This window comes from Gammaproteobacteria bacterium, assembly GCA_021648145.1.
GTDB lineage: Bacteria > Pseudomonadota > Gammaproteobacteria > JAADGQ01 > JAADGQ01 > S141-38.
The window spans coordinates 32,123-43,789 of sequence record JAKITI010000012.1 but is presented as its reverse complement, the minus strand read 5'-3'; the positions used below and the strand labels follow the sequence as shown (position 1 = coordinate 43,789).

Below are 11,667 nucleotides of genomic sequence, written 5' to 3'. Positions count from 1 at the left end.
TTACCGATATTTTGTTGGATCTAAAACCCCAGCATCTCGAAACCCAACAGCTCGCAAGCGACATGAATCACAGACGCGACAGGCTAGTCCCTGACTATCCGCAGCATAACAAGAAATTGTTTGAGAAAAATTCACACCTAGAGCAGAGCCTTTCGCTATAATTTCTGCCTTGGTTAAATTAATTAATGGTGTATGAATATGGAAAGGAACTCCTTCTACGCCCGCTCTTGTTGCCAGATTTGCCATTTTTTCGAATGCTGAGATATATTCTGAACGGCAATCTGGATAACCTGAATAATCAACGGCATTGACACCGATAAATATCGCTTGTGCATTCAGCACTTCAGCCCAACCCAGTGCGATTGACAAAAAAATAGTATTACGTGCTGGAACATATGTGACAGGAATACCATCACAAGAGTGCTCTGGAATATCAATCGAATCATCCGTGAGAGCCGAGCCACCAAATTGACGCATATCCAGATGAACAACCTTATGTTTTTCAACTCCAATTGAACTCACCACCCGCTTTGCAGCTAAGAGCTCAGAGCTGTGGCTTTGGCCATAATCAAAGCTTAAAGCGTAACAACGGAATCCCTGTTCTTTGGCTATTGCCAATGTTGTCGCTGAATCCAGACCGCCCGACACAAGCACAACTGCGGCGGGTTTATCAAGCATACTCATACGATCATTACTTACCTTGTGTGTCATTCCAGAGGTATTTATGAAGTTGTATTTGAAAACGAACAGGCAAGCGGTCTTCAAGAAGCCAATTTGCTAAAACTGTATCTTCAAGTTGACCGTGTGACGTGCTGAATAACACTTCGCAGCGTTCAGGAAGCTGATGTTGAACAAGCAATGCCTTCGACCAAAGGTAATCATCCTGATCGCATATAACAAACTTGAGTTGATCTTTAGAAGATAGATAAGAGAAGTTGGAAATCAGATTTTTATCGGCTTCGCCTGATCCTGGCGTTTTAATATCTACAACACGAATCACACGCGAGTCAACCTTGGAGATATCAAGCGCACCACTCGTTTCCAGAGAGACTTCATAACCTGCATCACATAGCTCAACTAACAAAGGCTGGCAGTTGTCTTGCGCTAAGGGCTCGCCTCCTGTAACGGTCACATAAGTTGTATTATAACTTTCAACTTGCTGCATGATATCCGGCACAGAGTGCCACTGCCCACCCTTATAAGCATATTTTGTATCACAATAACTGCAGCGTAAGGGACAACCCGTCAGACGGATAAAGACCGTTGGCCAACCCACACTGCGTGACTCTCCCTGAAGAGAATAAAATATTTCTGTAAGTTGTAAACGATGACCTAACGACATAAAAAAATAAACACAGAAAACCTATCGTCCTTCTTCTTCCATACGCTTCAAACGGTTCTCTGCCAAGCGTGCCGCACTGCTTTCTGGAAACTGAGTGACCAGTTTTTCTAAAAATGTGCGGGCTTGTGGCCACTCCTCTAGCTCATAATGTGCGTAACCCACTTTCAGTAAAGCGCCAGGCACTTTTTGACTGTTGCTGTAATCACTTATAACCAAGCCAAATTCACGTACCGCCTGACTAAAACGACGTGTGACATAATTAGCCTCAGCCAACCAATATTGAGCATTATCTGCATATTCAGTCTCTGAATGATTTTTCAAAAAACTTTGGAAAGCATTAATTGCTTCATCATACTGGCCATTTTTAAGTAACGAGTAAGCTTCAGAGTAGTCCGGTGCAGGATCTCCAGAGCTAGAAGATCCAACCACACTTGAACCTTCAGCCGTGATTAAAGTTGCATCGGGTATTCTTTCATCATCAAACACCGCTAATATTGGTTCGGAATCTTCAGCAGGTGGCTCTATTGACAAGTCAACGCTTTCGGCTTGATCTGCTTTAACTCCTGTTTCCAGCACTTCCAGACGCTGATCCAGATCCAGATAGAGCGCTTGCTGCCTTCGTTTCATCCCTTCCTGATTATGTATTTGTAACTCTGTATCACCCTGAAGCTGCTGCAGCTGGTTTTCAAGTTCATCCAGGCGCAATGAAAAATTCATTAGCACCTGACTATCCAGTAACCGCTCTAACTTGTTGAGGCGCTCTTCAATCAGGTTACTTTGCCTAGCCTGTATTGATGTCGCCTCCACAACAGGTGCCAGCGACTCAGCATTGACAGGCAACACAACTGACACCGCTAAAAACAGCACCGTCCCTGCACTAGGTCGCTGAAACAAATTCTGTGCTGAAAAGCCTTTCACTTTCATTAACGTCCTTGATAACGTAGCTCTACACGACGATTTTTATCATCGTAACCCACCTCTTCAGGGCGCTCTTCACCGTAACTGACGACCTCCAGTTGATTGGCTGAGACCCCTTGTAACAACAATGTATTCTGTACTGAGTTCGCACGACGCTCGCCCAGAGCCATATTGTATTCACGAGTACCACGTTCATCTGCATGGCCTTCAAGAACTAAAAATGCATCGGGGTTATCAATAAGGTACGCTGCATGAGCACTAATAACGGAATGAAATTCATCCTTAATTTCACTGGAATCATATTCAAAATAGATCACACGAACGGCCAAAATACTATCAGGATCATCTAATTCATCACCACTGTAGGCTTCCGTTATTTCAGAAGCAATAGATTCAACAGGCATCGTTATGACGGACGGCTCTACACGCTCTTCAATAACAACAGGAGCAAGAACCTCTTCAACAGGCTCCACCACCTCTCCAGTAGAACTACAGCCCATTAATATAAATGCGGGGGCAGCCAACCCTAATAGTTTTGAATGTGGTTTCATTATTTTAATCTCCTAGATTCTGCTATTTGTTTGATATTAATTTAATTTGAATGTAGACCATGCTGGTTCACGAACATCACCTGTTTGTGAAAGTCGCTGTCGAACATAGCCATCGACGGAGACAATAGCTAAAACACTCTTGCCTCTACTTTTTGTTGCGTAAATAATCATGCTTCCATTCGGTGAAAAACTGGGGGATTCATCCAATCCCCCTTCGGATAGCAGGCGAACCCCTCCTCTCTCCAAATCTTTTATAGCGATATAGTACTTACCTTGCTCTCGATGCACCATAGCTAATAACTTGCCATCGGCAGAAAAAGCCGCACGCGAATTATATTTGCCCTCAAAAGTCAATCGTTTTGGCCGCCCCCCTGCGACAGGAATTTGATAAAGCTGTGCACCACCACTACGAGACGAAGTAAACACAATACTGTTTCCATCCGGTGCCCATACGGGCTCAGTATCTATGGCACGATTACGCGTCAAGCGACGTAGCTTATCACGTGCAAGATCATACACATACACTTCCGGGTTACCATCACGCGATAAAACCACAGCCAATTGTTTACCATCAGGTGACCAGGATGGAGCACCGTTTAAACCTTTAAATGACTTCAAACGCTTCCGCTCCCCAGTCAACAGCTCCTGTATATAAATAACTGGGCGCTGCGTTTCAAAAGAGACATAAGCCAAACGCTGCCCATCAGGAGACCATGAAGGTGACATAATCGGCCACTTTGAAGTTAAAACCGCACGTGGGTTTTCACCATCTGCATCCGCAACTAAAAGTGAATAACGCGGTTTGTTATCGGCTTCCAATACGGAAGTTACATAGGCTATTTGTGTCGCAAATGCACCAGCGGTTCCTGTCAGCTCTTTATAAATAATATCACTGATTTGATGCGCCGCATAACGCAGCTCATGTCCTCGTAGCACCTTACCTCTTGCAGGAATCGTATAACCCAATAAGCGTTTACCACTCAGCACATCCAAAAGATGGAATTGAACAACATAACCATTATTGACATGGCGTACTTTTCCCACCACCAAACTTTCAGCTTTCAACATGCGCCACTCTTTAAACCGAACTTTTGATGCGGTTGTCGGGCGTGAAAGAAAATCTTTTTCGGGCAATGGCTTAAAACGGCCACTGCGATGTAAGTTTGCTGAAATAATTTTAGCGAAGTCCTCTGGGACGTTGGCCACCCCCTCCATGCCAAAAGGGACAACAGCGATCGGTATCGCACTGGAAACACCTTGTGTAATCTCAATTTTCAGCACGGCCTGTGCTTGTGAAACCATCAAGAAGCACAGGCATACACTGAATAAATATAAAGCAATTTTTTTCATAAAAGATCCAACTTATATCGCCATGCCCAATGGAGCTAATTATAGTCCTTCGTATCACTTATTATTCTATTGACCATGAATACATTCTATGTCACATGACTCATAAAATAATGCACTCTTACATTCAGCGCAATAATAGTATTTTGTATTTGCATTATTGTTATAATTAATTAACCCTCTTCGAGCACGATCAATTTTCCACGTTCCCTCAATGCCATTTGAAATTGTAAAACTTCCACTTGCATAGCAATTAGATGCAATTAAATCGTGTGCATATTCTCTTGATGTTGCTGTTCGTGAATGTTTGAAAAATTTTATAATTTCAGATTTATTCAGAATGAATGTTTTACAAGATTCCACTGTCTCATTAGAACTGATGTAACCAGAATAGGAACCATTGCTATCAATATGAATGGTTTTAAAATCTAGTGGCTGCTGAGTTTGTCCCGTATTATTGGTGATTGAACAACCTACTAGTGCTACAGTGATAAAAAAGGGCAGTATAAGTTTTACCATGATGCTGTAGCCGCTTCTGTTTTATTTTTGTAAGAAACAGTAGGGTGTCGAAATATTTCCGTTAACGGCACTTTAAGAGAGAACCTTAATTCTTGGATAAGCCATTTGAGAGAATCGCCTTGCTCTTTTGTTAATGCTTCGTATGTTCTTTTATCATGATCAGGCTCATTAACAGGGAACGCTTGCCCAACAATTTCAATTCCTATGCTATCTTGATTGGAGGGATACCTGTTTGGAACATTTTTGGCCATTTCTCTTCGATGTGTGCCCGATTTCCCAGAATTATAACTATTAAATGCTGATTTAGCCGTTGTTCCACCAGTTTGGTGTACTATTATTCCACGAACCTTATTCATTGGCCTTTTTTCTATCGGTAGGCTAATTTTTAATTTAATTCTCTTGTGAATTACTTTTCCATGCATATCTATTAAAAACATTATATTCTCCTTTAAAAAGCTAACAGGAAGTTAATCCTCGGGTTTAAAAACAAATATCAGATTCCTCTCGAACACATCTGGATCTGGTGGCGATGGCAGAGGCGAAGCTCGCAACACAGCATGCTCGATAGAGCGCTGTACAACCAGATCACCATTGCAAACACCAACCTTCGCGCTCACCACCTCTCCACCCTTAACTTGTTTTACTTTCACCGTACAAGACAAACCCTCTACTGCGCTCGGAGGTCTACGCCAGTAGCGCTCAACATGTTGCTTAATCGTATCAACATATTTTGCACTCAATACTTTTAATTCTTTATTACGCTTTGTTTGTGCTTCAGCATCCGCTTTTTGTTTAGCCGCAGCCTCTTTGGCTTCTTGTTCTTTTTTACGTTTAGCCTCTTCAGCGCGCCGCTTCTTTTCGGCCTTTTTTTTCTTTTTCTCTTCAGCTAATCGTTTTTCTTCAGCGGCTTTTTTAGCTTTAAGCGCCTCTTGTTTTTTTCTCTCTTCCTCTTCTCTCTTTTTTAGCTCAGCAAGCCGTTTTGCTTCAATCTCTTGCTTTATTTTCTCTTCTGCTTGGCGTTTAAGCTCCTCTTGCTGTTTCTTTTCCAGTTCAACCAATCGTTTCTCTTCAGCTCGCTTCTCTTTTTCTAACTCAATCAAGCGTTGTTTTTCAGCTTCCCTCTTCTCTTCAGCCAATAGAGTCTTCTGCTCCAGTTCCGCTTGGCGTTGCGCTTCCTCCGCCTGTTTACGTATGGTTTCTTCTTTAATCCTTGCTATTTCAGCCTGCAACTGTTCATCATTAATGACGACCGCTTTTACAATGCTGATTGGCTTTTGCAACTCAACTTCCCAAGTAAAACTAAACAACAACACGGCAATAAGAACGCCATGAATCAATGCTGAAAGTAAAAAGTATGGAAGATCTTTAAACATTTATTTGCTGTTATCAGGCGCTGCGGTGATCAATCCAACACTTGATGCTCCCGCTTGCTGCAACAACACCATTGCCTGAATCACAGACCCATAATCAACATCAACATCACCCCGAACATACACAGGTGTACCCGGTTGATTACGCAAAGTCGTAGATGTTCGCAGCACCACTGTTTCAGCATCAATTGCTTCTTCAGGATCACCCCCTATATTCATATAATAATTACCATTCGCATCAACTGTGAGCTGAAGAGGCTCTTTTTCATTGGATTCGATCGCTTCAGAACTTGCCTGAGGCAAGTCAACCTGTACTCCCTGAGTCATCAAAGGAGCTGTGACCATAAAAATAATCAGTAGCACCAACATAACATCAATGTACGGTACGACATTAATTTCGCTTATGGGGCGTTTTCTAATACGTCCATTAACCATCGGCTTCACCTATTTCTGTTTTAATTTAACTGGGTGAATGTACTTTACGCTGTAAAATTGTATAAAATTCATCTGAAAAATTATCAAAACGATTCACTAAGCGCTCAACATCTGCAGAGTAACGATTATATGCAATCACCGCTGGAATTGCGGCAAACAAGCCCATTGCAGTTGCAATCAATGCTTCAGAAATCCCGGGAGCCACCATAGCAATCGTTGCTTGTTGCACCCCACTCAAACCACGAAAAGCATTCATGATGCCCCACACTGTTCCAAACAGACCAATATAAGGGCTGATTGAACCCACCGTTGCCAAAAATGATAAATTCACCTCTAAAGAATCCACTTCACGATTCAATGCAACGCGCATTGCTCGGTGTGGCCCTTCCAGTTGCGCCGCAGGCTCAACTCCAGTGCGTTTGCGCATTCGTGCAAATTCAGTGAAACCAGCCATAAAAATACTTTCCATACCCGAGGCATTGTGTCGATCGGAATACACTTGTGAATAGAGATTGGACAAATCCTTACCCGACCAAAAACGATCCTCAAAGTCATCTGCTGCATTGGATGCTTTTTTCAGAAGAGACCATTTACGAAAAATCATGGCCCATGAAATGAGTGATGCAAGTAATAAAATCACCATGACTAACTGCACTAACAAACTGGCATTACTGATTAAATGCACCAGTGATAGATCAACATTCATCTGTTATTTCTCCTAATACAGATTGTGGTATAGAACGAGCTTTAAAAGTGATTGCATCAACACAAGCAATTTTAATCCTTCCTTGGCACAAAAGCTCTCCATTATCATTCAATTCCAATTTGGTATTTGTGGAACAGGTCACGCGATAGACTGTTTGCTCCATCACCATACTGGCTTTGCCGCATTTTTTCAAAACAACGGTCACTTGTAAAAAATCATTAAATCGCGCGGGTCTTAAATATTCTAGCGCAACTGAACGCACTACAAAAACAACGCCATGCTTCTCTTGCAATTGAGGCTGTTCAATACCGAAACTGCGCAGCCACTCGGTACGTGCACGCTCCATATACTTCAGATAATTAGCATAATAGACAACCCCACCGCTATCTGTATCTTCGTAATAAATACGTACTGGCCATTTAAAACTACTCACCTTGCTCACCAAATAGATCTGGCGCTATCGGCTTATTATCAGATGTCGGTGGTTTTAGCCCAAAATGCAGATAAGTGCTGTTCGTTGCAACGCGCCCTCGTGTCGTGCGCATCATAAATCCTTGTTGAATCAAAAAAGGCTCCAGAACATCTTCTATTGTACCGCGCTCTTCGCCAATGGCTGCTGCCAAATTATCCACCCCAACAGGCCCGCCATCAAATTTCTCAATAATGGACAGTAGTAACTTTCGATCCAGCATATCAAAGCCATGACTATCAACGCTTAACAGATCCAGTGCTTTAACTGCCACGTCACCACAGATTTTTCCATTGGCTTTAACTTCTGCATAATCGCGTACACGGCGCAACAAGCGATTTGCAATACGTGGTGTTCCACGCGCACGGCGTGCAACTTCCAAGGCACCTTCATGCTCCATATCCAAGCCTAAAATATTGGCAGAACGTTTCACGATCGTCAGCAGATCCGCCACTGAATAAAACTCCAATCGCTGCACAATTCCAAAACGATCACGCAGTGGAGAGGTCAGCGAACCTGCACGAGTCGTTGCCCCCACCAACGTAAACGGCGGAAGATCAAGCTTGATAGAGCGCGCTGCCGGCCCTTCACCAATCATAATATCCAATTGATAATCTTCCAGCGCGGGGTAAAGCACCTCTTCAACCACAGGGCTCAAACGATGAATTTCATCAATAAACAGAACATCATGAGCTTCCAGATTGGTTAACAATGCCGCCAGATCACCTGGGCGCTCCAAAACAGGCCCGGAAGTTTGCTTGAGGTTCACACTCATTTCAGTCGCAATAATATTAGCGAGTGTCGTTTTACCCAACCCAGGCGGCCCAAAAATCAACACATGATCCAGCGCCTCTTCACGCTTTTTGGCCGCATGAATAAAAATTTCCATCTGTTCACAAACAACTGGCTGCCCAACATAATCGACTAATCGCTTAGGGCGAATCGCACGATCAATACTCTCCTCTTCAGGGGTCGTATTTTGTGCAGCTATTAAGCGTTCAGGTTCGATCATTTCAGATTATTTTTTAACCGATGATTGCAGTGCCAAACGAATAATATCTTCACTCGGCAAATCTTGAGTTTCAATATTACGTACCATACGACTGGCTTCTTGTGGTTTATAACCCAATGCAACCAATGCACTGACAGCATCAGACACTGGGCTTTTTTTGACCTGCTGCACAGATTGAGTAGCCTGCCCAGCCAGATCCGAAGAGGCTGTGTGACCCCAATCTTTCAAGCGGTCACGCATCTCAATAATCAGACGCTCTGCCGTTTTTTTACCAATACCTGGCAAGCGCACCAGTGTCGCACTATCTTCTTCCTGAACACAGCAAACAAAGTCATCTACAGCAATTCCAGATAAAATAGTCAGCCCCAGTTTTGGTCCGACACCATTGACTTTAATCAGATGGCGAAACAGTGTGCGTTCTGCTTCGCTTGCAAAACCATAAAGCAACTGTGCATCTTCCCGAACCACAAAGTGAATATAAAGTACCACTTCATTGCCCACTTCAGGCAAGACGTAAAATGTTGTCATGGGTGCATTAACTTCGTAACCCACACCCTGCACATCGACTAATAATTCAGGTACCTTTTTTTCAAGTAACTGGCCTCGTAAACGCCCTATCATCGCCACCGCCCTCTTACCATACTCTTCGCACTCCCCACCTGTGCCATCGTCTGACTTGTATTAAAGTGACATAATGCAATCGCTAACGCATCCGCTGCATCGGATTGCGGCGTTGCAGACAGGTTCAATAATACACGCACCATGTGTTGCACTTGTGCTTTTGTTGCATGACCGTGACCCACCACTGCTTTTTTAATCTGTGTAGGCGTATATTCAGCCACACTTAATTCCGCACCGATTGTGGCGCAGATAGCCGCGCCGCGTGCTTGCCCCAATTTCAAAGCGGAATCAATATTCAATTTTACAAAAACCTTCTCAATTGCCATTTCGTCAGGCTGATAAGATGACACAACGTTATGAACACCTTCAAAAATAGTCTTCAGACGATCAGGGAAGTTTTCACCTTCAGCGCGAATCGCACCACATGCAACATAACATGCTTTTCTGTTTTCAATTTGAATGATCCCGTAGCCCGTAATACGAGAGCCGGGATCAATACCAAGAATGCGCACCCGCTATAACTGCGCCATCACTTCATCAGAAATATCAACATTTGAATAGACATCCTGCACATCATCCAGCTCTTCCAGCATATCAATCAAAGCCAACATTTTTTGTGCACCATCAAAATCCAGCTCAACAGTTGTTGAAGCTTTCATGGTCACTTCAGCATGTTCAGGTTTCAGCCCAGCTGCAACCAATGCTTCTTTAATATCGACAAAAGTTTCTTCTGTGGTCAGCACTTCAATTGAACCATCATCATGACTCACCACATCATCTGCACCGGCATCTAATGCTGCTTCCATAATCACGTTTTCATCTGTACCAGCGGGGTAACTTATGATTCCCTGCTTGCTAAATAGATAAGAGACTGACCCATCTGTACCCAAATTGCCGCCGCGTTTACTAAAAGCATGACGCACCTCAGAGACTGTGCGATTTTTATTATCTGTCATGCAATCAACCATGACCGCCACGCCCCCCGGCCCATAACCTTCGTAACGTATTTCGTCGAAATCCTGACCTTCCAACTCTCCAGCACCACGTTTGACTGCACGCTCAATGGTATCTTTAGTCATATTGCCCGCAAGTGCTTTATCAATAGCTAAACGTAGGCGCGGATTTGAGCCGACATCGGATCCGCCCATTCGCGAAGCAATCGTAATCTCACGTATTAATCGAGTAAACAACTTACCGCGTTTGGCATCCTGTGCGCCTTTACGGTGTTGAATATTTGCCCATTTACTGTGACCCGCCATAACTCTTATACCTTTTAAACAGACACTTCAAACATACGCTCTAAAGCAAGCCTGGCATTGACCGCCTCATCTTCCGGCACTTGAATACGGTTCACCACACGACCTTCAACCAAATTTTCCAGAACCCATAACAGATGCTGCGGATCAATACGGTACATCGTCGAACACATACAAAGCGTGGGTGACATAAAGTGAACATTTTTATCCGCTGCACTGTTCTTTTCAGCCACACGATTCACCAGATTCAGCTCTGTGCCTACCAACCAGCGCGTTCCTGAAGGAGCCGCATTGATTGTATTAATAATAAATTCAGTGGAACCCACATATTCCGATTTTTGACACACATCAAAAGAACATTCTGGGTGAGATATCACTTTCGTTTCAGGGTACTTTTCAAGAAACTGTTCAATATGTGTGACTTGGAATACCTGATGCACCGAACAAAAACCTTTCCATAAGATCATTTTTGCGTTACGGATGGCATCTGGAGTCAGGCCACCCATAGGTTTATCAAAATCCCACTCGACCATTTCATCTAATGGAATGCCCATTTTATAGGCAGTATTTCGCCCCAAATGCTGATCGGGGAAAAATAAGATTTTTTCACGCTGTTGAAAAGACCATTTTAATACCCGTTCAGCATTGGATGAAGTGCAAACAATGCCGCCATGACGACCACAAAATGCCTTCAGATCTGCTGCTGAATTAATGTACGTCACCGGTGTAATGCTGACATCAGGATCCAGCACTTCTGAAAGCTCTTTCCAGGCACGTTCAACATTAACTCGATTAGCCATATCAGCCATCGAACAGCCGGCATTCAAATCGGGTAAAATAGCGATTTGATCAGGCCGCGATAGAATATCTGCAACCTCAGCCATAAAATGTACACCACAAAAAATGATGTACTCAGCACTCGACTGCGCCGCATCACGGGACAGTTTCAATGAGTCGCCACTAAAGTCAGCATGTTGAAAAACTTCATCACGCTGATAGTGATGGCCTAATATCACCAGGCGATCGCCCAGCTTTTCCTTGGCTGCAACAATACGCGTCTGACACTCATCCTCATCCATGCGAGCGATCGTTTGAAATTCAATTGTGTTTACAGACATACC

The 11,667-nt window shown here is 43.5% G+C and carries 16 protein-coding genes; all 16 read right to left on the bottom strand.

All coding sequences use genetic code 11. The features are described 5' to 3' along the window. A complete protein-coding gene (queC, locus tag L3J70_08900; protein ID MCF6236468.1) occupies positions 1–678 on the bottom strand; it encodes a 7-cyano-7-deazaguanine synthase QueC in 678 nt (225 codons plus the stop codon). A 13-nt stretch (positions 679–691) separates the two neighbouring features. Beyond that, positions 692–1,342, bottom strand: coding sequence for a 7-carboxy-7-deazaguanine synthase QueE (gene queE, locus L3J70_08895; protein ID MCF6236467.1), 651 nt, complete (start codon positions 1,340–1,342; stop codon positions 692–694). Positions 1,343–1,363: 21 nt separating this feature from the next. Beyond that, positions 1,364–2,266 carry a tol-pal system protein YbgF gene (ybgF, locus tag L3J70_08890; GenBank protein MCF6236466.1) on the bottom strand — a complete coding sequence of 301 codons (903 nt, stop codon included), beginning with the start codon at positions 2,264–2,266 and terminating at the stop codon, positions 1,364–1,366. Further along, the gene (pal, locus tag L3J70_08885) at positions 2,266–2,811 is read right to left on the bottom strand and encodes a peptidoglycan-associated lipoprotein Pal (GenBank protein ID MCF6236465.1); all 546 of its coding nucleotides are present in this window, start codon (positions 2,809–2,811) and stop codon (positions 2,266–2,268) included. The genes ybgF and pal overlap by 1 nt, the downstream gene beginning before the upstream one ends. A gap of 36 nt (positions 2,812–2,847) precedes the next feature. Beyond that, positions 2,848–4,113: a Tol-Pal system beta propeller repeat protein TolB gene (gene tolB, locus L3J70_08880; protein ID MCF6236464.1), complete on the bottom strand. Its 1,266-nt coding sequence runs from the start codon at positions 4,111–4,113 to the stop codon at positions 2,848–2,850. A gap of 114 nt (positions 4,114–4,227) precedes the next feature. Further along, the gene (locus tag L3J70_08875) at positions 4,228–4,677 is read right to left on the bottom strand and encodes a hypothetical protein (protein ID MCF6236463.1); all 450 of its coding nucleotides are present in this window, start codon (positions 4,675–4,677) and stop codon (positions 4,228–4,230) included. Continuing rightward, positions 4,671–5,114, bottom strand: coding sequence for an N-acetylmuramoyl-L-alanine amidase (locus L3J70_08870; GenBank protein MCF6236462.1), 444 nt, complete (start codon positions 5,112–5,114; stop codon positions 4,671–4,673). Before L3J70_08870 ends, L3J70_08875 begins: the two co-directional genes overlap by 7 nt. A gap of 30 nt (positions 5,115–5,144) precedes the next feature. After that, positions 5,145–6,050: a cell envelope integrity protein TolA gene (tolA, locus tag L3J70_08865; protein ID MCF6236461.1), complete on the bottom strand. Its 906-nt coding sequence runs from the start codon at positions 6,048–6,050 to the stop codon at positions 5,145–5,147. Next, a complete protein-coding gene (gene tolR, locus L3J70_08860; GenBank protein ID MCF6236460.1) occupies positions 6,051–6,482 on the bottom strand; it encodes a protein TolR in 432 nt (143 codons plus the stop codon). 25 nt (positions 6,483–6,507) lie between these two features. Continuing rightward, positions 6,508–7,188, bottom strand: coding sequence for a protein TolQ (gene tolQ, locus L3J70_08855; GenBank protein ID MCF6236459.1), 681 nt, complete (start codon positions 7,186–7,188; stop codon positions 6,508–6,510). Continuing rightward, positions 7,178–7,621 carry a tol-pal system-associated acyl-CoA thioesterase gene (ybgC, locus tag L3J70_08850; GenBank protein MCF6236458.1) on the bottom strand — a complete coding sequence of 148 codons (444 nt, stop codon included), beginning with the start codon at positions 7,619–7,621 and terminating at the stop codon, positions 7,178–7,180. The genes tolQ and ybgC overlap by 11 nt, the downstream gene beginning before the upstream one ends. Further along, the gene (gene ruvB, locus L3J70_08845; protein MCF6236457.1) at positions 7,614–8,669 is read right to left on the bottom strand and encodes a Holliday junction branch migration DNA helicase RuvB; all 1,056 of its coding nucleotides are present in this window, start codon (positions 8,667–8,669) and stop codon (positions 7,614–7,616) included. The genes ybgC and ruvB overlap by 8 nt, the downstream gene beginning before the upstream one ends. Before the next feature lie 6 nt (positions 8,670–8,675). Then, positions 8,676–9,290 carry a Holliday junction branch migration protein RuvA gene (ruvA, locus tag L3J70_08840; GenBank protein MCF6236456.1) on the bottom strand — a complete coding sequence of 205 codons (615 nt, stop codon included), beginning with the start codon at positions 9,288–9,290 and terminating at the stop codon, positions 8,676–8,678. Beyond that, entirely contained in the window at positions 9,287–9,802 is a 516-nt protein-coding gene (gene ruvC, locus L3J70_08835; protein ID MCF6236455.1) for a crossover junction endodeoxyribonuclease RuvC, read from the bottom strand. Before ruvC ends, ruvA begins: the two co-directional genes overlap by 4 nt. Before the next feature lie 3 nt (positions 9,803–9,805). Continuing rightward, positions 9,806–10,549, bottom strand: a complete 744-nt coding sequence (locus L3J70_08830; GenBank protein ID MCF6236454.1) for a YebC/PmpR family DNA-binding transcriptional regulator — start codon at positions 10,547–10,549, stop codon at positions 9,806–9,808. Positions 10,550–10,563: 14 nt separating this feature from the next. Beyond that, complete coding sequence (nadA, locus tag L3J70_08825) at positions 10,564–11,664, bottom strand: quinolinate synthase NadA (GenBank protein ID MCF6236453.1); 1,101 nt, start codon at positions 11,662–11,664, stop codon at positions 10,564–10,566. Positions 11,665–11,667: the final 3 nt, after the last annotated feature.